Source organism: Mycolicibacterium peregrinum, from assembly GCF_001665625.1.
GTDB lineage: Bacteria > Actinomycetota > Actinomycetes > Mycobacteriales > Mycobacteriaceae > Mycobacterium > Mycobacterium peregrinum_B.
The window spans coordinates 1-25,578 of record NZ_LZSY01000017.1 but is presented as its reverse complement, the minus strand read 5'-3'; the positions used below and the strand labels follow the sequence as shown (position 1 = coordinate 25,578).

Sequence of the window (25,578 nt, the reverse complement as noted above, 5' to 3'; positions counted from 1 at the left end):
GCATTCCACTCACTTCGCATCGATGAGAACGGCCAAGCCGTCCAGAACGCGGGCCAACCCGAACTCGTAGGCATGCGTGGCGCTGTAGGCGGCGTCGAACGTCTGGCCCGCCACCGTGCCGACCCGCGAGGCCAGCGGATAGCTGTCACCGTCGAACGCGCGCTCCAGTAACGGGCCCGCGCGCTCCCACCACTGCCCGTCACTCATGCCGCTGTCGGCTGCGGCCCGGCCCGAATCGATGGCGATCCGGGCAACCGAGTTCACGAAGCCGAGAACGTACGTCAGGGCGGAATCCATGTCCAGGTCGCTGAGTCCGAGACCGTCGAACGCCCCCAGCTCGTGGTCGTACTTCGCGATCATGCCGGGCCCCAGCGGCGGGCGCGTCGTGGGCAGATAGGCCATCCACGGATGGCTGTCGAACATCGCGAGATTTTCTTCGGCGATCATGGAAACCTTTTCCCGCCAGGGTTTCTCATCGAAGTCACGGCGCGGCATCTGCCGGTAGACGGTGTCGAGCATGAGGTCCAGCAGTTCGGCTTTGCCCGGTACATAGGTGTAGGTCGCCATCGGGGTGACCCCGAGTTCCACGGCGACCGCCCGCATGGTGAGCGCTTCGAGACCGTCGGCGTCGGCAATCCGGATGGCAGCGGCGACCACGGCGTCCACCGTGGTGCGTTGCTTCGGGCCGCGGTTGCGGGCGCCCTGACCAGGCTCCCGCCACAGCAGCTCGAGGGTACGCACCGGATCACCGGCGCTGCTGCGGTCCTTACCTGCACGTTCTCTCATGCCAGCATCCTATCTGTACGATGTACAGTGTACTTTGTATAGAGTGCAGTGAACCGAATAATCCAACGCGAGGAGATTCATGGTCACCATGCCGCAGGCCGCCGAGTTCAGCCCCAGCGCCGCCGATGTCGACTCGGTGCTGGCGTGGTTCGCCCGCTACGACGCCCTTGCCGTGGCCAAGAACATCGATGCAATGGCCGACGAGGCGATGTTTCCGCTCAACGAAGTCACCGACGGCAGCGCGGAGTCCGTGGACCGCGCCGGCTTCATCGCCCAGATGACCGAGCAGTTGAGCACCGGCACCGATTTCGCCATGGAGTCCACCCGCACGCCGCATTTCATCAACGAGAACCTGGTGTTCGTCGTCACCGACGCGACATTCACCGCCGACGGGTTCAGCCGGCAGGTGCGCTACGGCGATCTGCTGGTCAAGTGCGGCGGCGATTGGAAGTTCCAGACCATGGTGCAGGGCGGGTGGGGCGAGAGCTGACCCGGATCGCAGCTAAGGTGCGCTGACCTTGCGCAGAATCGCCCGCAAGGCTTCGAGATCCTCGACGTCGAGCGCAGCCAGCGCGTCCGGCGCCGGGTCCTCGACGCGGTCGATGCGCGCCAGCAGCGCCCGCCCGGCCTCGGTCAACGAGACCAGCTTGGATCGCCGGTTGGCGGGGTCGATCTCGCGCACGACGAGCCCGAGCTCCTCCAGGTCGTTGACCGCGACCGTGGCGGCCGGGGCGTCGACAGTAGCGGCGTAGGCCAGCTGCTTGACGGACAACGGTTGGCGCGCCAGCCGTTTCAGGACGCGGACCCGGCTGAACGGCAATCCGGTCTGTTCGATCACCGCCCGCCTCCAGCGGTCGCGGTGATCGAACACCAACGCGGTCAGACCACGCCATACCTCGTCGGCCAACTCCGCCTGCCGATCACCGGACATGACTCACCTCCGGGGCATGGTGCTGACCGATCAGGGGCGCCAGCTTCTGCGCCGACCGCAGTGCCCAGGGCGTGGTGGAGATGACACCCAGCACGAAGATCATCAATCCCAGTGCGGCACAGACGAACCACAGCGGGCGCGCAGCCGCGGCGAAATCCACCCCCGTGTCCGCCAGCGCCGCACCGGCCACCGAACCACACAGCGCCACACCGACACTCACACCGACCTGACGGCTGGTGGAGGCCACCGCCGAGGCCGCACCGGCGCGGTCCAACGGCATCCCGCTGACCGCTGTGGTGGTGATCGGCGCGTTGACCATCGAGAAGCCGATGCCGAACACCGCGAACATGACCAGCAGCTGCCACACCGGAGTCTCACCGGTCAGCCGGGTCAACAGGAGGGTGGCCAGGGTGATCGTGGCTCCCGCCACCAGCAGCGAGGGCCGGCTGCCGTACCGGCCGACCAGGCGGCCCGACAGCGGCGAGAAGATCAGCGCGCCGATGGCGACCGGCAGATAGATCAGGCCGGTGTGCATCGCGGAGTAGCCCCGGTCCGTCTGCAGGTACAGCGACATCATGAACAGGAACGCACCGTAGGCAGCGAAGGCACAGACCGCGATCAGCGTGGCCGAGGCAAACGGCACGCTGCGGAAGAAGCGCAGATCGATGAACGGGTCCCGGCGGCGCGACTCGTAGCGCAGGAACGCCACCAGCGCCAGCAATGCGATCGCCGCGACGGCCAACGTGCGTGGGTCGGTCCAGCCGAACCCGGGCCCTTCGATGAGCACGAACACGACGCCGAACAGGAACGCCACCCCGAGCGCCTGGCCGACCGGGTCGAGATCCCGCATGGTCGCCGACTTGGACTCGGGAACGAAGACCGCGGTGAGCAGGACGGCCAGGGCGCAGATCGGCAGGTTGATCCAGAAGACTGCGCGCCAGTCGACGTACTCGATCAGCGCCCCGCCCACGATCGGGCCGAGTGCCATCGAGATGCCGACCACACCGCCCCAGACCCCGATGGCCCGGGCGCGCTCGACCCGGCCGGTGAACACCTGGGTGATGATCGACATCGCCACCGGGTTGAGCATCGAACCGCCGATGGCCTGGAGGAAGCGGGCCGCGATGAGAGTTTCGATGTTGGGCGCGAGGCTGCACAGCAGCGAGGCCACCGCGAAGATCGTCAGGCCCAACTGGAATGTCCGTCTGCGGCCGAACCGGTCCCCGGTGGCGCCCGACAGCAACAGCAGCGAGGCCAGCACCAGCGTGTAGACGTCGACGATCCACTGCAGCTGCGACGGCGACGCACCCAGATCGTCGCGGATGCTCGGGAGCGCGACGTTGACGATGGTGGCATCCATCGACACGATCAGCAGGCTCAGGCAGCACGAGACGAGGATGATCGCCTTGCGCCGCGCGCTCAGCATGCCAACGGTTGCATTCACACAACCATTGTGAAACTACAACTATCTATCAGGCAAGTCGAAATCGCTCCACCGCGTCACGGCCGCCGATCCCACCATCGGAGACCCACCAGTCGAACATCAAGCTGACGCTGATGAACGGTGTTGTCCGACACGAGAAATAGCCTTGCCCGGCCCAGGACAATGGGACTGTGAACGAACGGAACTCCCGTGTCGCCGACGCGGTGGCCGCTGCCGGAATCGAACCGGCCATCAGAATCCTCGACGCCGACGCCAAGACCGCCGCTGCGGCAGCCGAACAGCTGGGATGCGAAGTGGGGGCGATCGCCAACAGCCTGGTCTTCGAATGCGACGGTGAGCCGCTGCTGGTGATGGCCAGCGGCGCCGCCCGCGTCGACACCGGCGTCGTTGCGAGTCAACTCGGGGCCAACCACCTCCGCAAGGCCGACCCGAAACTCGTCCGCAGTGCAACCGGACAGATCATCGGCGGGGTCGCGCCAGTCGGGCACCCCGAACCGCTGCGCACCGTCGTCGACCAGACACTGGCGTCCTACCCGGTCATCTGGACCGCGGCGGGCACCGCCGATTCGGTGATGCCGCTGACCTACGCGCAACTACTGGCACTCACCGGGGGCCTCGCGCTGCCGGTGCGCTGACAAGGATTGCCGAGCAGACGTAAAACTGCCCCTTTTCATGTGAAAAGGGGCAGTTTTACGTCTGCTCGCGGAACGAAACTCAGCGCTTGTTGATGTCTACGTAGCCGCGCTCGGTGTAGCCGGTGTAGATCTGGCGCGGACGGCCGATCTTGTTGGGCTCCGAGTGCATCTCACGCCAGTGCGCGATCCAGCCCGGCAACCGGCCCAGCGCGAACAGCACGGTGAACATGCGGGTCGGGAAGCCCATGGCCCGGTAGATCACGCCGGTGTAGTAATCGACGTTCGGGTACAGCTTGCGCTCGATGAAGAAGTCATCGGTCAACGCGATCTCTTCGAGCTGCTTGGCGATGTCGAGCAGCTCGTCGTCGCCACCCAGCTTGCCCAGGATCTTGTCGGCCTGCTCCTTGACGATGCGCGCCCGCGGATCGTAGTTCTTGTACACGCGGTGACCGAAGCCCATCAGCTTCACGCCGTCTTCGCGGTTCTTGACCTTCTTGACGAAGGTCTGCACATCGTCGTCGCCGGTGCGGATCTTCTCCAGCATCTCCAGCACGGCCTGGTTGGCGCCGCCGTGCAGCGGTCCCCACAGCGCGTTGATACCACCGGAGATCGAGGTGAACAGGTTGGCCTGCGACGAGCCCACCAGACGCACCGTCGAGGTCGAACAGTTCTGCTCGTGATCGGCGTGCAGGATCAACAGCATGTCCAGCGCGCGGACGATCTCGGGATCGACCTCATACGGCTCGGCCGGGAAGCCGAACGTCATCCGCAGGAAGTTCTCCACCAGCGTCAACGAGTTGTCCGGGTACAGGAACGGCTGACCCTCGGACTTCTTGTAGGCATAGGCGGCGATGGTCGGCAACTTGGCCAGCAAGCGGATGGTCGACAGCTCGACCTGCTTCTTGTCCAGCGGATCCAGCGAATCCTGGTAGTAGGCGCTCAACGCGTTCACCGCACTCGACAGCACCGGCATCGGATGCGCATTGCGCGGGAAACCGTCGAAGAACCGCTTCAGATCCTCGTGCAGCAGGGTGTGCCGCTGGATCTGGGTGGTGAACGACTCCAGCTGCTCGGCCGTCGGCAACTCACCGTAGATCAGCAGGTAGCTGACCTCGATGAACGTGGAGTTCTCGGCCAGCTGCTCGATCGGGATACCCCGGTACCGCAGGATGCCGGCATCACCGTCGATGTAGGTGATCGCCGACTTGGTCGACGCGGTGTTGACGAAGCCACCATCGAACGTGGTGTAGCCGGTCTTGGCCAGCAACGGGCCCAGCGCGATGCCGTCACTGCCCTCGGTGGCATGGACGATATCGAGATCAATCTCGCCACCGGGGTACTTGAGAGTGGCAAGCTCCTGCCCACTCGACGGGTTTTCGGCCACGGGAATCCCTTCATCCTCGTTAGGAAGTCGTTGGGAACCAACTAACTGCTCTACAAAAGGTAGTCGCAATCGATCCGCGCTGCCCGCGGGGGGTTACCAACGGGTCACCACCGACCGCCGGGCGCCTAGCCACAGGCCCGGTCCACAGCGCCCCGATTTGCCAGAGAGCCCAGCTCAGCGACCATTCCAAATTGACGCACCGACGCCCGTGGCCGCCCACTTATACTGCTCACGGCAACCCCGTGCGCGATACCGACGTGGTGCCGCACACAGGCAAGGAGGGGGCCGTGGCCGATTGGTCCGGGGGCCAGTTCGGCGTCGGCGGGCAGTCGCCCGCGCCAGGTTGGCCAACGACGAATCCCGGTTTTTCGCCCGCTCCGTCACCCCATTTCCCCGACTATCCACTGGCAACACCGCCACCGGTCTTCGGGGCGCCGGCAGGAGCGCCCCCGCCCAAGCGCCGCAAGGGCATGGTCATCGGCCTGGTGGTGGCTGCGGTGGTGACGGTGCTCGCGTTGCTGGCGGCGCTGGCCGTCGTCATCACCCGGTCGGATTCGGGCGGCAGCGGCGCAGGCGGCGAAAGCGCACAAGCCGCGGTGGTGGCATACCTGGAAGCACTGGCCCGCGGTGATGCGGCCACCGCCCTGTCATACAGCAAGTCCCAGCCGGTCTCCACCGAACTGCTCACCGACGACATCCTCGGCCGGCAGATCGCGAAGTGGCCGATCACCGGCATCCGCGTGCTCGACACCACCGACAACAACTACGTGTCCCAGGTGCATGTCACGGCCAAGTTCGGCGACGAGGTGTCCGAGGCCAAACTCCTGGTGGAAAACCAGGACGGCTGGAAACTCACCAACGCCTTCATCAAGATCGACAAGTCCCAGATCGGACAGAAGGACGCCGAAACGCTCACCGTGTTCGGCAAACCCATCGATCAACCGCGCTATGTGTTCCCCGGTTGGGTCGACGTCGGAAGCAGCAGCCCGTACCTCAGCGTCACGTCGAAACCGATGGTGCTGCCGCAACTGGCCGCCGGAGCATCGGTGATGTCGATGAGTTTCAAGCTCAGCGACGCCGGGGAGCAAACCATCCGCACTGCGATAGCGGAGTCGTTCACGGCATGCACCAATTCCAACCTGATCAGGCCACCGAACTGCCCAGTTCGGGTCAACGCCCCGAACTACGTTGACGGCACAGCGCAATGGGGCCCGATCGAGGGCGCCGAGACGTTCAAGATCATTCCACTGACCAGCGCGATGACGGCCTCTCTGGTCGGCACACTCACCGCGACGATCACGGCGCAGCAAACCAACGGCCTCACCCCGACGAACACCGTGACGGTGTTGGTATCCGGGACCGCGGACCTGTCGACAAGCCCACCCAAGCTGACCTGGAACTAAAGACCTGCACGAGCGCGGAGGACACCGATGACATACCCACCACAGCCACCGCCGGAGTGGAACCAGCCCTCGGGCAGTCCATTTGGCTCCAACGAGCCGTTCGGGCAGCCCCCGCAGTGGCCGAATTACGGCCAGCCGCCGACGTTTTCGGGGTACGGAGAGGCACCGCCCACCGACTTCAAGCCACCCAATAGGAACAACACCGGGTGGATCCTCGGCACGATCGCGGGAGTGGTCATTGTCGCGCTCCTGCTCGGTGGTCTGCTGTGGAAGCTGAACTACGGCGACAAGAACGACACCAAGAACACCGCCGATTCCACCACCACGACCTCGTCGGCGACCAAGGCGCCGCCGAGCACCACTGCTGCTCCCACCTCGACGGCACCGGCCGCCCCGCCGAAAGCAGCACCCGCAAGCTGTGAGGGCCGCACCGCCGCTCCCGGCCCCCAGACCCCGGCCGGCTGGTCGACGGTGACCACTCCTCGGGGGCTCGCCTATGACGTGCCCCCAGACTGGACCGTCGAGGGATGTACCACCGTTGTCGGCTGGGAAAAACCTTGTCCCGATGGACCGTTCGGCTACTGCCCGGTGCGGGTGCTGAAAGGCGCGGCCACCATGCCCAGCAGGGCGTGCCCGAAGAGCAGCAGTGCCCTCAGCGGAACCACGGTGGTCACGGATCTCACGGACGTCACTGAATCCGCGACGCTGGAGGCAAAGTTCGCGACCAAGATCTTCACCTCGGACAAGGGTGCGGTGCCGTCGGTCTCACTCGGAGCACCACGCAACCTCACCGTCTCCGGAGCGCCCGCAGCCCAGGTCGTCGCGACCGTGACCGGCATCCAAGACAACTGCGCCGGCAACTCGGCGGTGTATTCGGTGGTGTCCACCACCGTGCCGGGTCAGTCCGGCACCGTGAACTTCATCGTCGACCTGGAGCAGGGCGCTGACGGCGCGGTCGATCCGGGCGTGATCGACCAGATCGTGGGAACGCTGCGCCGGATCGACTAGGACCGGTTATCCCGGTATCCGCGACAGGATCTCGACGGCGGCCGCTTCCGCGCGGCCGCCCGGATCCGGCGCGAAGACCACCAGGTCGACCACCACGTTGGACTTCACCGCGATGGCACGCGAGCTGCGGCTGCCGACCATCAGCTTCGGCCCGTCCTGCACCGTGCTGCTCAGCAGCACGATCGAAGGGTCGGTCGCGGACCGGGTCACCTCACCCACTTCGAACACAACCGAGCCGCTCGGCCCGTTCTGGGTGATATTTCCGTGACATCCCTGCCACATCTTCTCGATCGCGTCGACCTGTCGGCTCGCCGCGGGCGCATCAGCGTACAACGTCGCTCGTTCATCGAAATTGCCCAAGGCGAACATCGTCTTCACGTCCAGGTTGGTGAAGGATCGGGACAGTGTCGCGGTATGACCGCTGTTCCCATAGCTGACCGGTAATCCAGGGGCGATGGCCGAAAAACACTCCGGTGGCGTCATCGTCAGATCGGGAACGTTACGCAGGGTTGTCTCTTCGTACGGGCTGTATCCGTCGTTCAAACCGACGAGCCGGATGGAATCGTCGAGGTTGAGCAGCAAACCGGGCAGCTGCGCTTCGGTGACCAGCGGCAGCGGTGGGGGTTCCGGCGTCGTTGGAGTGGTTGCCGTCGGGGAAGGTGTCGGCACAGCGCTGCCTGTTGCCGGCGCGGTTGACTTCGCCTCCGTCGTCGTGATGTTCGACGAACTCGGGATCACCGCCCAGATCACCAGCGCCGCAACAGCAACCACGATCAACGTGTAAGACAGGCTCAGGCCTACGAGAGCACGATCCCGACCTCGCTGCCCGGTGCGCTTGATCTGCGACAGTCCCAGATGGCCCAACACCGCGCCCGCCGGCGCGAACAGGAACGCGAACACCACCGACAACGTCGCGAAGGTATTGGCCTCGTCGCGCGGCGGTGTCGGCGGCGGACCTGACGGCACAACCGGCGGAGCCGGATACGGCGGCTGACCCGACGAGAACTGCTGATTCGACGGATACTGCCCAAACGGGGCGTCTCCAAACGGCGAGCCGCCGAACGGATCCTGCGGACCTCCAAAACCGCCCTGCGTCATATCAACCCGGAATTCTGTCGAAGATTCGTTGGACCACGGTGACCGCCTCATCGGTCAGCCCGACACCCAGAACATGCACGTCGACCAGAACGTTGGCCTTGGCGCCGATCGCGCGCAGCATCCACGACTTCGATCCCTGATTGCTGCTGCGCAACGCGACGATTCCGCCGGCCTTTTCCTCTGGACCACCCAGGACGAAGTGCGTGTACTGGCCGTCCTGGACCGTCCAGGTGAACGTCTTGCCGGCACACCCGCGCCACAGTTCGAGATTGCGGGCCAGTGCCCGCTGCGCCGCCGCGGCGTCAGCGAACATCGCCACGCCCTCGTAGGCCTGCAGGTCGGGATTGGGGCTCTGGTACTGCGAGGTTCCCGCGGTCTTGACGTAACCGCTGTTCTCGTACGGCAGTGGCATGAACATGCTGAACGAACTGGCGCATTCGACCGGGCTGTACGTGTGGCCCGCCGGTAAGCCGATGTCCTGCGGCTTCCCGTCGGTGGTCAGTTGCGGGTTCTTCGTGATCTCCTGCACCTCGGCCAGGCTCGGGAGCAGTCCCGCCAACTGAGCCTCGGTGACGAGCGGCGGTGGCGCCGGAGTGGTCGTCGTTGTCGTGACGGGAGCCGTGGTCCTCGTCGTCGTCTCAGCCGTCATGGTACTCGAAGAACTCGGGATCACCGCCCAGATCACCAGCGCCGCAACGGCAACCACGATCACCGCGTATGACAGGCTCAACCCCACCAGGGCGCGGTCACGACCCCGCTGGCCGGTGCGCTTGATCTGCGACAGTCCCAGATGGCCCAACACCGCGCCCGCCGGCGCGAACACGAACGCGAACACCACCGACAACGTCGCCAACGTATTGGCCTCGTCATTCGGCGGCGGACCCGCCGGGATCATCGGCGGACCTCCGTACGGGGGCTGCCCCGGGGGCGGATACCGGCCAAACGGATTCTGTCCGAACGGGTTGCCCCCGAACGGATCTTGAGTGGTCACCTACAACACCCCGAAGCTCGAGGTGACCCACCGGATCGGGTCGGCGCACCGGAACGGCGCGATCCCCCGGGAATGCAGCTTGTTGCCGCTGGGCGGCTGCCCGAGCGCAGACACCACAAAATAGCGGTGCGGCAACACTATTCCCGTCGACGGATTCTCCACCGCGGCCACGATCGCGCCGCCGTGCAGCCGGGTCAGCAGGCTCCGGACCTCTTCATGCAACAGTTGTCCGCCGAGCTCGTCATAGCGCGGTGAATCGGAGGTATCGCGAAGATACGCCGCGCCGGTGTTGGACATGATCATGCTCCACTCGGAGCCCTCGACATTCCGCAATGTCCGCAGCGCATCGAACTTCGACAGGATCACCGCAAGCTTCGGCTGCCCCTGCCCCACCGCCATCAACAGGTTGTTCAGCACCGACCGGGGATCGCCGCCGCTGAACTGCTGCGCCGGCAACAGGTCTCGCAACTGATCACGGATCGTCTGGACCCGCAGAGGATCGAACATGAAGAACACCGCGTCGGCGTTGGCGAAGAACCGGAACGGCGGCGTGTGCAGGTCGCCGGATTCCATGTCCTCCCCGGCCACATCGCGCAGCACCAGGAACCGCCGAATCCCGTGCCAGCCGCCGATCGAGAACACCAGCGGCTCCCGCTGACTCGATGCCTGGGTGTGCATCGTCGGCGTCGGAGGGATCAACCCCCGCTGCACGAAAAGCGGAGTCTCGTAATTCGCCTCGTAGGCCTGTGCGGTGGCCCGGGTGACGGGTTCCATTGACACCCCGAGCCGTTCGCACAGCAGCTCCAGCTGTTTGACCAGAACCGCTATGTAGAGGCTCTTGCCGGTGGCGCGAGCCCCCGCCATCGCGATGCAGATCGCATGCCCGTGCCGCCACCCCTCGGGCAGCGTGTAGTGGCACACCGTGCAGATCTCGACCGCCGGCCCTTGCAATGCGCGGCTGGCGTCCGCCGTCGTCGGTGGCGGACCGCCGTGGCCCTGATTGGTCCAGGTGTAGAGCGGACCGCACTCGGCGGGCGCGCCGAGAAAGGCCGACGCCACGTCATCACGGTAGCGAGGCGCGCCCGGCTGCGGAATCAACGTCCACAGGAAGTGGTTCGGATTCAGCACCGAGAAGCAGCGCGGGCACTTCGTCACTTCAGCGCCCGCACCAACGCCGCTGTGATCCGGTCCAGCACCGGCGGATGCGCCAGCAGCTCGGCCCCGGCCTCGTTACCCGGGCGGGGCGATGGCAGCCGCGCACCGTCCGCGTCGAGGCGCCGGTCGTTGGACAGCGCCAGTACCGGAAACTGCTGTCGCACAGCCAGAGTGGGGAAGTCGGAACAGATGACGGTGCGCGCCGAGCCGGCAGGCAACCGCGACCACCGGGCACCCGCCGACCATCGAGGTTCGGCCTCGCGCAGGGCCTCCACCAAAGCGGCGGCATCGCCGGCCGGTACCGGGGTCACCTCGGCGCCGACCAACACCGCCGATACGTCCCGTAGCCCGAGCGCATCGGCCACCCCGACCACGATGTCGGCCGCCGCGAACGTACTGCCGTCGGCGAACCATCGCCGCATCGACGCCGACGTGTCGAGAGCCAGCACCACCGAGCCGCCGGAGTTCCCCGGGCCCCGGCCGGTGACCTTGCGTGCAGACGTCCGGGCCGCGGATGCCAACGGGCTCATCGGCGTATCGGCCACCGCGCTCACGGCCACCTCGATCTGGGTGCCGTTCGGGGTGAGCGCAGCGAAGGTGACGACCGTGTCGCCGCCGACATCGACAGGATCGAACATCACCTGCACCGGGTCGACATCACCGGGGTTGTCATGTGCGATCGCCAGGTGGATGAGCGTGCCGGAATTGAATCGGTCCGCGCCGACCGGGCGCACCACGATCGTGACCGGCCCGGTCAGGCTCGGCAGCACCGCCTGGTGAGCCGTCGAACGCACCACCGGCTGGTCCGGCCCACCCTGCACTTCCAGCGCGGCACCTCCGACCGCGCCGGTAATCGACACTGTCAGTGCCTGATTCGGAATCTGGACACGCTGGTTGCGTGCACCCACTACATAGATCGGCATCAGCGGCTCCCCCGCAGTCGGGCTGCCAGCGACGGTTGTGCATCAGCGCGGCGCGTCAACAGCCTGCTCACCATTTTTCGGTATCGGCGCAGCGCGCCGTCGGACATGTCTCCGGACATCTGCGCCATCAGCGCCGCCACCCCTTCGACCTCGTGGTCGTCATTCTGCAGCGGTGCTGCCACCTGCTCGGCCAGTTGCGCCAGCACCGCCTCGACACCGCTGACCGGAATCTCGGTGTCCTCGGCAGCCACGGTGTGCAGCAGGCTGACGGCCAGCACCACGTGCGGCGCGATCTCGTATCCGTCCACCAGCGGGAGCACTCGGCGTACCGCGTCGGCGGCGAGGTCCGGATCGGCAGCCAGCGTGTGGCAGCTGTCCGGGAAGGGCTGGCCGGCAATGGTTCCCAACACCGCGAAGGTCAGCAGACCGGCCAGGAAATCACGGTGTACCTCACCCGGCCGGGCCGTGGTCAGTGTCTGCTCCCAGAACGGGAGGTAGGCCCGCTGATGGGTGTCCACATAGCGCTGCTGCATCCACTGCTGCGGGGTGATGTGCCGGACCGCGGCATGCGCGACGGCAGCACTGTCGTCATTGCCGTCGATCACCTTGGCGGCCAACTGGTTCAGCTCGGGAGAGTCGGGGGCGCCCAGCAGCGTACGGACCGCGGCTGCGCCGGGCAGTGCGCCGTCGCCCACGACGGCCAGCAGATCTGCTGGATCCCAGACGGTGTCGCCCGCCACCTGGACGAACCGGGGCGAGCCCGACACACCCAGCCACCAGAGCTCGGCCACACGATCACCCGGGGCGGACGGGCCACGCCGCACCGCACGCACTCCGCGCACCGCCGCGCGGGTCCAGCCCAAATCCCACGGCTGCGCCCGGGAAAGCTCTGCGGCGGTGGGAAAATCGACTCCCTCGACCAGCCAGTCCAGCAGGCCGTCGCCGATGGCCCCGGCCGCCACGTCGCCGCCCGAGGTGCGAAGCAGCGCGGCGGCCAATGTCAGCTTGCCCTCGGCGCCGAGGCGTCGGGTCAGGTCGGCGGCGCGCGACGGATCATCGAGCTGCGCCACCACGTCACCACGCAACGCCGGCACCAGCCGGTCGTCCCGCACACCGGCCCGCAGCAGCATGTCCACCACTTTCAGCACGCGCTCGGGTCCGGTGTCGCGGGCCCGCTGCAGCGCCTGCCCGATCGCCCCCTGCACCTCGACCGGCGTCACCTTTCCGTGAAACGCCCTCGGCCCCAGCGGAATCGGTCCGGGCTGCGCCAGCCAGGCGTCGTCACCGAGCGCCCGGCACAGATAGCTGACGTCGGCAAAGTCTGCGGCGGCACCACCTGCGAGGTTCTGCACCGCCTGCCAGGCCTCGGCGGTCGTCGTGCCCACCACCTCGCCCAGGACCCCGGCGATGGTCCGGGCCGCGGCAGATCCCGCGGGCACCCCCGGCGGCGAATACGTGGTGATGACGTCGTGTGCCTCGTCGATCGCGTCGGCGAACTCCGCGTTGGCCGTCACCGCCATCGCCATCGGCCACGCCGGATGCAATCCGGCATCGGACACCTCCGCGGCGAACCGGTCGATGTCGTCGAGCAGGGTCCGTGCCGACGCCGGATCCAGCAACACGACCTGTGCCATGGCCGACCACGGGGTGACCTCGATGGTCTGCCCGGCCGCGGTGCGGTGCGGCTCCCCGCCCAGTTCACCGAGCGAGATCAGCTCGGTCTCCCCGATACCGACGACTCCCGGTGGAACCGCGCCCAGGTCCCCGATCGGCACCGCGGTCAGATGCTGGCCGCTCTGCAGCGCCAAGGCCAGCTGATCGGCTCGGTCGAAGGTGGAGAAACTCAAGTCCGCTGCGGTCCCCGACGACATCAGGAAGCTGACCAACCCGATCCACTGCGCGGCCGATTCGGGTGACTCAGCCCCGAACACCACCGCCGGACCACCGGCGAGCGCGGCGACGACGGCATCCAGCAGCCCGAACAAGGTGGTCAGGCGCCACGTGGCCGGATCGAGCGCGAACGCGATCACGCTGTCCTTCGTCACCACCGCACCCGGCTCCGGGGCGCGCGGCGGCAGGACCGCACGGGAAACCGCCGCAGGTCCGTACGGCCGCAGCCATTGGGCCGACCGCCACCATTCGATCGGCCGGCGCGCGGCATCGGGGTGACGGTCCAGCAACACGTGCGCGAACACGTTGCCCGGCCGGCCGGTGCTGTCGGACCCGGCCGGAATCGAATGCCAGTAGCCGACCGCGCCGCTGTCGAGCGGGCGGTAGGCCAGCCGGCGCGGACCGCTCTCCAACTGCTCGGGTGTCGGGTACGCGGGTAACGGCTCCACCGGATGGAACACCGTGCGCACACCGGCGATCAACTGCTGTGTCTCGTCGGCGGTCAACGCTCCAGTGGACTCCTTGACCTGCCAGCCCCCGGCGGACCCGACCTTGTCGAACGACGTGTAGGCCAACTGGCCGTAGCGAGTGGTCATCGCGCCGGCGGGGTGAGTCGCAGGGTCTCCACCGGCGGGTCGAGCAGAGCGATGACGCGGAGCCGCGCGGGCGTGGGGGTGTTCACGAACAACCTGATCCATCCTTGCAAGCCACGCACGTCAGCGGCCCACAGCTCGCCCGTGCCGGTCGTCGTGAGAGCTGTCCAGCGCAACTCCTTGGAGGGCCGGTCGCCGATCTGGCCCTGCTCGGTGAGCGGCGCCACGTCGACGGCCTGGCCGTCATGTACGCCGAGCGGAATCCGCTGCGGATTGTTGACCAACACGAAAGCCGGAGATCCCGGCAGGTCATGTTCGGAGCGCATCGCGATCGTGGCGGAAACCGGAAAACCGTTGGGGTCACGGACAACCTGCACGGCGTACTGCAGCCGGAGCAGCCCGGCGTACTCGGTGCTGGTGACCGTGCCGGTGACACGCCGGCCGCCGGAGAACGCCACCGGTGCCAGGTGCAGCGAGCAGCCGCCCACAGGCAGTTGCCCGGTCAACTGCATGCCGCCGTACTTCTCGTACTCCTGTAGCGAGATCTCGAACGACTTGCCGGTGAGCCCGTCACGCGGATCGTGGCCCTTGGGAGCCAGATACATCACGACGCCGGCGGCGCCGTCAGGCCAGTCGAAGGTCAGCACCTGTTTGTTGCAGTACTCGGCCAGCTCGATGTCGGTGATGGTGCCGGTGCGCACCGAGGACAGCGTCTTGCCCAGCAGTGCACGCCCGCCGAGCAACGTCACCGGGGTCAGGTAGGCACGGCTCCAGTCGGCCGGCCACGACACCGCGACCAACACCGACTCCGGCCTGCCGTCCGGGGTGTGCCGCGTGACCACCGGTTGCGTCAGCTGCAGCTCGGGCGTGAGCCCCACCTGTTCGAGGGCGTCCTCGGACAGTTCGGCGGAATCGGCGCCGGCGTTGGGCCCGTTCTCGCTGCGGTAGATCACCACACGCCCGGCGGGCGGAGGCGTCCAGGTCAGGTCGAACACCGAGCCGTCGCCACCGGCCACCACCGCCAGGTCGGTGACGGGCTCCAACACCGCAGAGACCGCGACATCGACCTCGACCGCTTCGGACAGTCGCAGCACGCCGTCCACGGTGGCCGCGCACCGGGCCCGGTACAGATAGCGTTGCCCGCGAACGGTATCGGTGTCGATGAACCCGGAAAGGTTGGCGCTGTCGGCCAGGATCCGGTACTGAGGGCCGTCGCGGCCCGCTTCTTCGGCCGGGATGCGGTAGACGAACACCGCGCTCACCCCGGTCGGCACCGCCCACTGCCCGATGACCCGTCCGGAATCCTCCCGGATGTCGAAGGCGGTGAGCGGGCTGACCAGTACCCCGGCGGCGTACAGCACCGGTTGGGCGGCGAGCGCATCGGCACGCGACGACCCGACATTGACCCACACCTGGAAATGCCTGGCTGCAGAAGTGGCGGGCCGGGCGTCCTCGGCGTACGGGGTTGCGGTGGCGGCCACCAGGTCAGCCCGGTCCGGCGCATACGGTGCGTCACCCTCGGCGCTGACCAGGCGGTACAGCACCACCGGTTCAGCCGACTCGTACGGCGGCCAGCTCAGGTCCAGCGCAGCGCCATCCGGGCGTCGCCGCAACGCGATGTTGTGACTCGGCGGCTGCTGGGCGCCGAACGCGAACGGCGCGAAATCGGCTGCACTCAAGGGCATATCGACCGGCGCAGGAGGCGGCGGCACGGTATCGGCCGACGGAGCCGGCGCGGGAGACACCGGCGGGGCGGGCGACGAAGCCGGCGGGGCCGGCGTCTCGACGGTTTCGGTCACGGACTCGGTTACGGATTCGCCGGAGCGGTGCCGCCCCGAAGCGGCGTCGGGCCCACGGCCTGCATCACCCAACTCGGCCAGCACCCGGGCCATGTCCTCGGCATGCTCGGCCACCGACCCCGGCAGCATGGCCCGGATCCGTTCGACATCGGTGCAACCCGACCGCAGCACCAGGCGCACATGGGCTTCCTTGAAGCTGCGGGCAGCCACGACCCCGGAGTCGAGCAACTGCTGACGCCAGGCCAGCAGCGGCGCCAACCGCGGATCGTCGTCGTTGTCGGGAGCGGGACGTGGATCATTCATCGCTAGAACACCATGTCCTCCCCGGGCGGCACACCAAGGTCGGCCCGGCTGATCATCGTTGTCGGCTCGTCCTCGACGCCGGGCATGACCGCCACCGGAGTCTCGAACAACGCGAAGTCATACGGCGGCAAACCGTCGCTGGCCTGCACCACAACCGCCCGGTAGCCCAACCCGCGCCGGTTGACGGTCACCTTGTCCACCGCGACCGCCGAACGGCCCGCCGTCACAGCGGCATGCGTGAACAGCGACGCGTCGAACGGGGCCGCATGACCGGGCCGGTGATCGGTGATGCCGGCGCTGAACTGCTGGGCGGGCACCTGCCGACCGATGGTGGGCACCAGGACGTTTCGGGTCAGCGTGTCGCTCACCCCAGTCCCGCTGTCGTTGAACATGTGCTCCACCCGGGCCCACAGCGCGTCGGCGCCAGTGGGTTTCACCCGGCCGCCGATCACCGCCTGAGACCACTGGTCGAGACCCGAGGACGAGCCGACACCTGGCTGCTTGAACAACGCCGTCGGCTCCTCACGCAGCCGCGCGGCCGCCTCGCCCACCATGTCCTCCCACGGTTTGCTCAGCCAGCCCAACGCATAGAGCCGGCTCTGGATGCCGTGAATGGCGTTGTCGGCCTGCTCCGTTGACGCCATCGCCACCCCGACCTGGGTGGACCGCGGCAGCCCCGCGACGAGTTGACCAACCGGCGGGCGTGCCGGCGGTGGCGCACCGAAGGGCGCCCGCAGCACCGTGCCCAAGGTCCTGCACCAGGCCAGCAGCTGGCCGTAAGCCGTCGACAACCGGCCCACGTCCTGCAGGGCGGTACGTAGGTTCGCCTGCAGGGCGTCCAGTTCGGCCGCCTGCGATTTGCGCATGTTCATCTCGGCGAACAGATCTCTCTGACCGAGCAGGAACAACGCCATCGACACAACGATGTACAGGCCGATCAGGGCTCCGCCGGTGGCCAGGGCGAACTTCCAACGCACCCAGTCCATGGCGGCCACACCGATCAGGATCACCAGCACGGCCAGCAGCGCCCAGGTGAACGTCTTGAGGATGGTGCTGATGGCCTGCTGCCGCGCCTTCAGCCGCTCGTCGACCGCCCCGCGGTTCGCCAGAGTCTGAATCTGGGACACCAGATCCGCCACTTCGGCACGGCCCCGGTGCATGAAATCGGCCAGGATCGAGCTGACCTGCCAGGCATAGCTTTTCGTGACGGACGCCTGCCAGCGATCGAGCTCGGTGCCGGTGTTCCGGGCTTCCACACCGGCAGCCGGGTCGGAGTACGCGCGCTGCAGCCGATCCCGAAGGTTGGCCGCACCGAGCACGTCGGCGCCCTCCACCGAGCTGACGCCGATCACCGCCGCCAGCGACGTCGGAATGCCCTGGAAACGCTCAGCCGCACTCGGCACCACGTCGGCGGCGTTGTAGACCACCCCGATGGCCGCGCCGACCTGGACAGGCTCCAGCCCGCCGGCGCGGCGGCCTCCATCGGCCAAAGTCAGTGCGCCGTTGACGAAGTCGGTCCACAACCCGCTCATGTCCTGCTGGGCGAAATGTTCCGGCTGCCCGCCCAGGGCGTTGCTCAGGGTTTCCGCGCTGCGCCCCAGGTCCTGCCAGTCTGATTGGGTGGTGTCGGCGACCACGGCGAACGCAGAGTCGGTACGGCCGAAGACGGTGCTCTGCACCGTGGTGACCACCGCCGAGGTGACCGTCCCCATCACGGCCGACCACCACGCCGCGGGCGCACTGCGCACGGCCGCACCCATGAACTTGAGGAACATCTTCATCGCGGCCCAGATCGAGATGGCGTGCTCCGGGCCTGCGGTCGCCGCGATCCTCGGACCGCGCAGCACGTCACGGTGTTTCGTCCACAACGCGCGCGCCATCGACTGGGCGGCGGTCGGGACATCCTCGACGTAGACCACCGGCACCTGGCCGCCGCGGGGCAGCGGCAGCCGCCCCGTCGGGTCGAACAGGTGCGCCCGAAGGCCTTCCTCCACGCCGTCGGTGTCGAGCCACCGGTAGAACGCCCGCACCGCGCGTACCGTCTGCCCGGGCAGGATCTCCAACGTGTCGAAGGGGCCTTGGTCCACCCCGGCCCACAACCCCGTCACGCCGGCCACCACCGGAGCGGCGAACTGCGCCACGTCCAACGGATCGGTGAGCCGACCCCAGGCCACCGCACCCAGACCGGGCGCCGCCGAATCTTCCGGCGCGATCAACAGGTTGTGCCAACCCTCGAGCACCAATGCCAGATCGGGAGTGGTGGGGATGGCGTCACCGCGGGTGAACAACAGCCGCAGCAGGTTGATCGGGGCACCCATCGAACTGCTGCGGACGGTCTGCTCCACCGCCTGCTCGACCGCCAGCGGGACCCGATCGGTCGCCGGCACGTCGACCGGGACGAGCACTGCGATCCGGATCCGGTCATAGCGCTCACCGGTCAGCATCTGCTGCAACACCACCGGCTCGCCCTGTCCGTCGCGAACCAGCGTTCCGTGCGTGGAGCTGTCGCCGACCTCGGCGGCGTCGACCCACACGAACGGCCCGATCAGACCGACCGCGGAGTAATCCACCAGGACGGACAGGATCTCCTCGGTCTGTGGGCGGGGTGCCAGCAGCACCGTCAACGCCCGCTGCGGCGCGGCGGTCGGAGTTGTCCCGGGCAGCGACATCGTCAGAACGTCCCCCCGTCGGGGATGACGACCGAGCCGCCGTCATCGAAGAACGCGCCCGCACCGGCCGTCTCCCCCTGAGCCAACGCCGCACCCTCGCGCTGCAACAGCTTGATCAGCGACTCGGTCGCCCAGAAGACATCGGGCGCCAGGTCACGGAAGATCGGCGTCTTGGCCGCCTTGGACCGGGTGGCGACGGTCGTGAACGCACCATCGGGAGTGGCCCCGGGGGTGTCGGCCGGCAGGTACTGGGCCGCGACGTCGCGGACGTTGCCCAACCACGTTTCGGCGGCTGCCTGCCGATCCTCGGCGGTCTGCGCGGCCGCGATCGGCCCGACCCGGGAAGTGATCCCCGGACCGGACGTTCCGGACTTGAGGAACTCCCGCACCAGTGCCGCCGCCGACAGTTCGACGATGCCGCTGGCCGGGTCCTGGCTGTGCGAGTCATAGAGCGCACGCAGCACCGTGTACGGCCGCAGCGATCGCATCACCGGCGGTTCATGTGAAGTGGCGATGGCCAGCAGGCTCGACTCCAGCACGGCGGGCAGCCAGTCGTAGGACGCGGTGAACGCCGACGGTGGAGTCAGCAGCGGGTTCGGGAAGCTCAGCCACTGGTTGTCGTCGCCGTCGTAGATGCGAACCGGATCGGTGAACGGAGACGCCGGGATCTGGATCCGTCCGAGCATCTGCCCGAGGAACCACCCCGCGGTCATGGTGCGCCGTTCGGCGTCGGTCATCGGCAGCGACGCCGACAACGGCCGCGAACGGCGGTACCGCCAGAACGCCCCCCGGCCCGGACCGGCGGTCTGCGCCCATTGCTGCGCGGCCGGCTTGAGCACCGAATCGAACACCAGCGGCGAGTAGTTCGGGTAGGACCCGAAGATGTCGATGCGGGTGACGCTGTCCTCGTCGGACAGGGACCGGCCGTAGTTGTCCTTGGTGGCCTGGTCGATGCGCGGGTTGGCGCGCAGCACCTCGGCCAACGTTTCGGCCACGGGTTGGCCGGCGAACGGGATCTCGGAGAACTTGTACCGGTACTCGACCTGCTGGCCGGGGTGCACCCGCTGCAACGCCTGATCGTTGACACTGGCCAGCGGCCGCGCCAGCGACAGGGCCTCCGCGAACTTGGTGTCGATGTCGCGACGCCGATTGACCAGCTCCGATTCCGAGGCGCCCGCGCCCTGCACGTAGTCGCGCAACGAGACCTTGCAGAACTCCTCGAACGACTCGCCGGGCCGCCCCACGTAGAGCCGGGCCCGCGCGAGCAGTTCGGCGGGCCGGGTGTGCACGTCGAACTGCGCCATCGACGGCACCCGCGGCCGCCCGTTCTCCGGATCGGTCCCCAGTGCCCGGGTCACCCACGTCGCGGTGCGTTCGATGAGCCCGCCCGGCGCTGCCGTGCCGCCGGTGGTCTGCCACAGTCCGAGGATCACCCGGGTGGTGGCGTCGTCGACGGCGGTGCGCAGCGGAATCATCGCGTTCGAACCGCCCACCGCCTTGGGCAGATCGGTTTCGTAGCGCTGCTTGAACGCCGAGGAGCTGATCAGCAGCACCTCGTTGTTGGCTTCGGCGAACCGTGAGGGCACGAGCTCATCGGCGTCGGACGGCCACGCCACGTACTGGTCGGTGGACAGGCGGGCCAGGCCGACGTCTGACGGCGGCTCGGACCGGGCCTTCTCCAGCAGGATCATCGCCTCGCCCAGCGCATCGCGCAGCGGCGCCAGCAATTCGGCGCCCATCACCCGCAGCACGTCGGCCATCCGGGCCGCGGCGTCGGCGTAGAGCTGTCGGCGCACCGTCGACCGGAAACCGTCCAGTGCGATGCCCAGCACCTGGTCGGCGTTGGTCATCACGCCGCGCAGCGACCGCAGGGCGGCGTCGACCTGCGGAGGGATCGCGACGATATCGGGCGGGCCCATGGCGCCGAGTTGCGCGATGCCGGGCGCCAGCACGCTGTCGAGGTGCAGGCGCAGCCGGTCGATCAGCTCGCGGGCGTAGGGCAGGCCGAGCGAGGCAGCCGCGGTACCGACCATCTGCTCGACCTGGTCGGCGAACTCCCGGTGCCAGGAGAACACCATCGCGTACGCGGTCTCGGAGCAGGCCCGGGCCAGGTCGGCGCGTCGGTTCATCACGGCCTGACGGAACACCGGCACCCACTGCTCGGCGGACATCCCCTGGGGGTTGGGCAGGTAGCCGCGCAGTTGCCGCTCGATCAGCCCGTTGACGGTGGAGGACACCGCCTCGTGCGGGAAGGCGCCGTTGGCGATCCAGTTGCCCAGGATGCCGACGCGTGCCTGCTCGTCGCCGGCCGCGGCCGGCATCCGCAGCTCGTTGCAGTGCGCCTGCCACTGGCTGCTCAGCAGCGTGTCCAGCTGTTCGTTGCTGGACGCCGGATTGCCTGCCTGCAGGTGCCCGAACGACAGCTTGTCGGCACAGCTGCGCGCCAGGCGCTGCGCGGCGTACTCGGCGTAGCGGTCCCGTCCCATGCTCAGGCTGGAGAAACCGTAGGTGCCCCACGGCAACACATCCCACGACGAGATACCCCAACCGAGCACGTCGCGGTCCCCGGTCGGGGACGCGGTGTTGCCGAGGTCGTAGGACACGAACTGGTCGCTGGCCTTACCGCTCATCATCAGGCCCGCCAACCCACGGGCCAGACCGCGGTACACCGCGTACTGGGAGCCGTCGCCGAACAGCGTGCGGTCAGCACCGATGTAACGGCCCACCGGGAAGACGCGGGCGAACGGGATCGGCTCGCCGTCACCGTGATGCTGGCCCAACGCCCGCAGGATGCGCACGTCGTGTTCACGGGCCGCGCCGGTCTGGCTGGCGACGATCTCGCCCAGCATGGCCAGCGCGTTGGCCCGGACACCGATCCGCGCGCTCTCCGGCAGCGACTCGAAGATGTCGGGGGTCACCATGAAGACGCCCATCAGCTTCGGGTCCAGGCCGGTGACGAGGGTCAGCAGTCGGCAGATGTCCAGCGCCATCGACGCGCCCGCACCGCCGGCCATCGACGACACCACGAGCACCAGCGGCGGCTCGTTGGGGTCGAACCGGCCCATGCCGGGCACGCTGACCGTCGACATCTCCGAGATGGTCTCGACCCGGAACAAGGCGTCCCAGGCCGCCTGCAGCCGGGCATGGATCTCACTGGCCTTGCTCAGCGTGATCATCCGGCCGATGGCGCGGTACTGCCCCGCGCCTGCCGAGATCGGGTTCGTCACCTCTTGCGGATTGCGCGGCGCCCAGGTGGCGATGGCGTCCAGCGCACCGTCGGCGGCCAGCCGCTGCGACAGCGCGCCGTCGAGGATCGCGTAACTACTGCCCTGCGGGCCACAACCGATGTAGCTGCCACCCTGCGCGGGCACGTTGGCGAGACCCTCAGGGCCCGATTCGGCGGCGCTGGGCACGTCGATGTGCACGAACTGCCAACCCGACAGCACCTTGTCGACGCCGGCTGCGTGCAGCTCGGAGCGAAGCTGGTCCATCATGAACGCCAACGTGGCGCCACCCGAACCGCCGCATCCCACTACCAGGAATCGTCGCATCAGGCTCCTTCTCCAAACGGATTGAACGGATCGCTGTCATACCGCTGTGGTTGAGCCGGCCCAGGCCGACCGGGTCCGGGCCCCGACGGCGGCGGGCCCATCGGCGGGGGTCCCGAAGGCGGCGGACCCGAGGGCGGTCCCATCGGAGGCGGCCCCATCGACGGCGGTCCCGACGGTTGTGCACCGTCGGCGAACGGGTCATAGCCGACCGGCGCTCCCACGGCGGTGTCACCGAACGGGGATGCGCCCGGCCCGGCATCGTCGTGCGGTGACGCCAGCCCGGCCTGGACGGCCCGCAACCGCAGGCCGTTGAGGACCTCGGGCAGCCGGCGCGCCACCTCTTCGTAGAGCTTTTCCCGCGCCGCGATATCCGTGTTGCCGCTGACCAGCAACAGCACTTCGGCCTCGGTGGACGGCCCACGCGGGTCGTGCAACACCACCCAGGTGTTGTGCACCGCCAGAGGCAGCACCGCGTGCAGGCCCGTTGCGTCGGTGGCCGGCAATTCGGAACCGGTGGTGACCAGGTGGCCTGCGTCGACGCTGACGTGACCCGCGCCGAACGGGCTGCGGCCCAGCACCACGGTCAGCGTCGTTCCCAGCACCGAGAGTCGACGCGTACCGCCGGCCAGCCCGGGTACCGGGTTGACCAGATCGGTGTCGACCATCGCGAACGGTTCACCGTCCCGCAGCGCGATGTCCGAGCGCACCTCGGCCCGGATCCGTTCGGCCAACAGCGGGATGTCGGGGATCTTGCTCACCCACCACTTCGACAGGTACAGCAACCCCAGCGGGATGCCCGGGCCGAGCAGGAGCGCGGCGATGAGCACCAGCACGAAGTTGACGGTGCTCAACGGCTTGATCAGCGATGCCGTGAACGGCACCTGGACCGTCTGCGAGTCGTCCGGGTTCTCCAGCGCCGCGACGTGCAGCGGGACCGTGCCGTTGAGGCCGCCGTGCCCGTCCTGCTCGGTGCGCAGGGTGACCTCCAGCTTCCCGGTCTGCCCCTCCTGCAGCTTCAAACAGTTGCCCGGCGAGTTCGCCGCCGAGGTCACCTTCGGTGTGCCGATACCCTCCGGGCCGGCCTCCACCGTGACGGCATCGGAATCGGCGATCCACACGCAGCCCGGGCCGGTGATGTTCAGCGACGCCGTTGCTCCCTCGGTGGCCTGGACGCTGCCGAAGTCGATCCGCTCGCCCGGCGACGGCAGGCCCAGCTTCGGCAGGATCTGCAGATTGACGTCGACGTTCTGCGGCGACAACTGGGTACCGGGCGCGACCTGCACACCCGTCAGGTCCACTGCTGGTGCGGTGGTGACCACCAAGGACATCTTCAACGTGGCCGGGCCGGGTTCGACCTGGCTCAGATCGACCTTCACGGGTTTGCCGATGTCCTCCTTCGGGACATTGGCGAGCAGTTCGATGGGTGCGGCCCCGGCGGGCACCAACTGCGCCGACAGCGTGGCCGAACCAACGAGATCGGTGGGCGTCATCGGCTTGTTCTGCCCGTCGACGAGGCCGAAGGTCACCCCGTCCAGGGTCTGACCGCTGTGCCACGTGACGTCAGGCCCCTTCTTCCCGTCGCTGCTGACCAGTGCCGGGAAGATGTCGGTGGAGATGTGGATGCTGACCTTCGACACCGCGTCGGGGTGCTTACCGGCAGTGTCGACGTAGACGATGCCCCACTGGCCGATCCACTCGCCGCCGCCGGTGTTCTGCATGACGATGTTCTGCCCGGTCTCGGACAGCCACTCGTAAGTCACTTTGACGCCCGCGACGTCGATGTCGGTCGAGCCGTCTTTGCGCGGCAACTCGACCGTCTGTCCCGATGGTGACACCAGGTAGGGCACCACCCCGGGCACGTCGCCGGAGCCGAGGATTGTCACCGACTTGATCGAGCGGTCCAGCACGAAGTTGTGCTTGGCCTCCGGGCACACCTGCAGCTGACACACCGCACCCTGGCCCTCGATACCCGGGTCCGGGTTGAGCGCGTCGAACGCGAACAGCATGTCGTCGATGTCGGCCACCGAATAGAAGTCACCCGGCACCGGATCGGTCTTGTCCCCACAGGTTTTCCCCGCGAGACCCTTCCCGGTGCTGATCGCACTCATCACGTCGAAGTCCGCAGGCGCCGTGGTGGCCCCCAGCCCGATGCCGAGCATCACGATCCCCGACGACCGCACCTGATCGGCCACGCCGCCGGACCGGCAGATCGACTCGATCGCGCGCTGCCGTGCCTGGTCGACCCCTTCCTGGCTGCTCAGATCGACGCCTTCGGCGTACGGCTTCGCCACGTCGCGTGCGGTGAAGTCGATCTTGCCGTCGGAGAACCACGCGATCGCCTGGCAGCGTTGACCGCCCTCGGTGTTCTTGGCGCGGGCCGCCAACGCCTGACGCGCCCCGTCCAGAGCTGTCCAGTAGTCGGTGTCGATGCCGGTGTTCTTGGACTCCAGGCTGCCCAGTTGCTGCGCCAGTTCCCCGGCGTTGGCGTCGGTGAGGCGGGTCCAGTCGTGTTCCGGGGTGTAGGTGTCGGAGAAGCCGGCCGAGGCCACCTCAAGGTCCGCATCCACTCGTCCGACATAGCGTCCCAGGGTCTGCAGCAGGTAGCGGGCCGCCTGCACCCGAGCGCCCTGTGGGTCGCTTTGCTGCAGGCTGCTCGACTCGTCGAACAGCAACAGCAGGTCACCGGTCTTCTGTGCGGCCAGGCACGCGCCAAACCGCTTCGCCCCGCCGGCCGATTCCTGCGCCGACGCCGTCGGGAGGCTCAAGCCCAGCAGGCCGGTCAGCGCGACCAGCACCATCGCGGCGACGACGCGCACAAATCCCCTGTGCAATCCCCTCGTCATCGCTCTAGACCGTATGGGGAGGCTGGGGCCTCACTGCATGTGAACGTGGGTTGCCGTCAGGAATCGGGTCCTGGCCGGTAGAGCCACAGATGTAGGAGGCCCCAGTGTTAGGTCAGCGTACGAGTGTTGGTTTGGATGTGCACGCACGATCGGTGGTGGCGTGTGGGTTGGA

At 67.9% G+C, this 25,578-nt stretch carries 17 protein-coding genes; 4 read left to right on the top strand and 13 right to left on the bottom strand.

Features of this window, described 5'->3' with window-relative positions; genetic code table 11:
- Positions 1 to 9: 9 nt before the first annotated feature.
- The gene (locus A5779_RS02140; protein ID WP_064878469.1) at positions 10 to 786 is read right to left on the bottom strand and encodes a TetR/AcrR family transcriptional regulator C-terminal domain-containing protein; all 777 of its coding nucleotides are present in this window, start codon (positions 784 to 786) and stop codon (positions 10 to 12) included.
- A 79-nt stretch (positions 787 to 865) separates the two neighbouring features.
- On the opposite strand from A5779_RS02140, the gene A5779_RS02135 reads away from it, so the two are divergent.
- Positions 866 to 1,276, top strand: a complete 411-nt coding sequence (locus A5779_RS02135; RefSeq protein WP_064878467.1) for a hypothetical protein — start codon at positions 866 to 868, stop codon at positions 1,274 to 1,276.
- A 12-nt stretch (positions 1,277 to 1,288) separates the two neighbouring features.
- On the opposite strand, the gene A5779_RS02130 is transcribed toward A5779_RS02135, so the two are convergent.
- Both A5779_RS02130 and A5779_RS02125 read right to left on the bottom strand, forming a co-directional pair.
- On the bottom strand, positions 1,289 to 1,717 hold the full coding sequence (locus A5779_RS02130) for a MarR family winged helix-turn-helix transcriptional regulator (protein WP_064878465.1): 429 nt from the start codon (positions 1,715 to 1,717) through the stop codon (positions 1,289 to 1,291).
- Positions 1,707 to 3,161 (bottom strand): MFS transporter, encoded by a 1,455-nt coding sequence (locus tag A5779_RS02125; protein WP_082941488.1) that lies wholly within the window; start codon positions 3,159 to 3,161, stop codon positions 1,707 to 1,709. Before A5779_RS02125 ends, A5779_RS02130 begins: the two co-directional genes overlap by 11 nt.
- Before the next feature lie 170 nt (positions 3,162 to 3,331).
- Here A5779_RS02125 and A5779_RS02120 point away from each other — a divergent pair, with 170 nt between their 5' ends.
- Positions 3,332 to 3,796, top strand: coding sequence for a YbaK/EbsC family protein (locus A5779_RS02120; protein WP_064878462.1), 465 nt, complete (start codon positions 3,332 to 3,334; stop codon positions 3,794 to 3,796).
- Between the two features lie 79 nt (positions 3,797 to 3,875).
- Here the strand turns inward: A5779_RS02120 and A5779_RS02115 are convergent, their stop codons facing one another.
- Positions 3,876 to 5,180: a citrate synthase gene (locus tag A5779_RS02115; protein ID WP_064878460.1), complete on the bottom strand. Its 1,305-nt coding sequence runs from the start codon at positions 5,178 to 5,180 to the stop codon at positions 3,876 to 3,878.
- A gap of 287 nt (positions 5,181 to 5,467) precedes the next feature.
- Here A5779_RS02115 and A5779_RS02110 point away from each other — a divergent pair, with 287 nt between their 5' ends.
- Both A5779_RS02110 and A5779_RS02105 read left to right on the top strand, forming a co-directional pair.
- On the top strand, positions 5,468 to 6,583 hold the full coding sequence (locus A5779_RS02110) for a DUF4878 domain-containing protein (protein ID WP_131811551.1): 1,116 nt from the start codon (positions 5,468 to 5,470) through the stop codon (positions 6,581 to 6,583).
- Positions 6,584 to 6,610: 27 nt separating this feature from the next.
- Positions 6,611 to 7,591 carry a DUF8017 domain-containing protein gene (locus A5779_RS02105; RefSeq protein WP_064878456.1) on the top strand — a complete coding sequence of 327 codons (981 nt, stop codon included), beginning with the start codon at positions 6,611 to 6,613 and terminating at the stop codon, positions 7,589 to 7,591.
- Between the two features lie 6 nt (positions 7,592 to 7,597).
- Here the strand turns inward: A5779_RS02105 and A5779_RS33945 are convergent, their stop codons facing one another.
- Genes A5779_RS33945 through A5779_RS02060 form a run of 9 tightly spaced genes read right to left on the bottom strand, consistent with a single transcriptional unit; the run spans position 7,598 to position 25,406 of the window.
- On the bottom strand, positions 7,598 to 8,689 hold the full coding sequence (locus A5779_RS33945; protein ID WP_064878454.1) for a sensor domain-containing protein: 1,092 nt from the start codon (positions 8,687 to 8,689) through the stop codon (positions 7,598 to 7,600).
- Between the two features lies 1 nt (position 8,690).
- The gene (locus tag A5779_RS02095; protein ID WP_064878452.1) at positions 8,691 to 9,680 is read right to left on the bottom strand and encodes a sensor domain-containing protein; all 990 of its coding nucleotides are present in this window, start codon (positions 9,678 to 9,680) and stop codon (positions 8,691 to 8,693) included.
- Positions 9,681 to 10,835 carry a TRAFAC clade GTPase domain-containing protein gene (locus A5779_RS02090; protein ID WP_064878450.1) on the bottom strand — a complete coding sequence of 385 codons (1,155 nt, stop codon included), beginning with the start codon at positions 10,833 to 10,835 and terminating at the stop codon, positions 9,681 to 9,683.
- Positions 10,832 to 11,758 carry a hypothetical protein gene (locus A5779_RS02085; RefSeq protein ID WP_064878449.1) on the bottom strand — a complete coding sequence of 309 codons (927 nt, stop codon included), beginning with the start codon at positions 11,756 to 11,758 and terminating at the stop codon, positions 10,832 to 10,834. The genes A5779_RS02090 and A5779_RS02085 overlap by 4 nt, the downstream gene beginning before the upstream one ends.
- Positions 11,758 to 14,244, bottom strand: a complete 2,487-nt coding sequence (locus A5779_RS02080) for a GAP1-N2 domain-containing protein (protein ID WP_064878447.1) — start codon at positions 14,242 to 14,244, stop codon at positions 11,758 to 11,760. Before A5779_RS02080 ends, A5779_RS02085 begins: the two co-directional genes overlap by 1 nt.
- Complete coding sequence (locus tag A5779_RS02075; RefSeq protein WP_064878445.1) at positions 14,241 to 16,343, bottom strand: SaeA-related protein; 2,103 nt, start codon at positions 16,341 to 16,343, stop codon at positions 14,241 to 14,243. The genes A5779_RS02080 and A5779_RS02075 overlap by 4 nt, the downstream gene beginning before the upstream one ends.
- 2 nt (positions 16,344 to 16,345) lie before the next feature.
- Positions 16,346 to 19,012, bottom strand: a complete 2,667-nt coding sequence (locus A5779_RS02070) for a hypothetical protein (protein WP_064878443.1) — start codon at positions 19,010 to 19,012, stop codon at positions 16,346 to 16,348.
- A gap of 2 nt (positions 19,013 to 19,014) precedes the next feature.
- Complete coding sequence (locus A5779_RS02065) at positions 19,015 to 22,563, bottom strand: tubulin-like doman-containing protein (protein WP_064878441.1); 3,549 nt, start codon at positions 22,561 to 22,563, stop codon at positions 19,015 to 19,017.
- A complete protein-coding gene (locus A5779_RS02060; RefSeq protein ID WP_064878439.1) occupies positions 22,563 to 25,406 on the bottom strand; it encodes a VWA domain-containing protein in 2,844 nt (947 codons plus the stop codon). Before A5779_RS02060 ends, A5779_RS02065 begins: the two co-directional genes overlap by 1 nt.
- Positions 25,407 to 25,578: the final 172 nt, after the last annotated feature.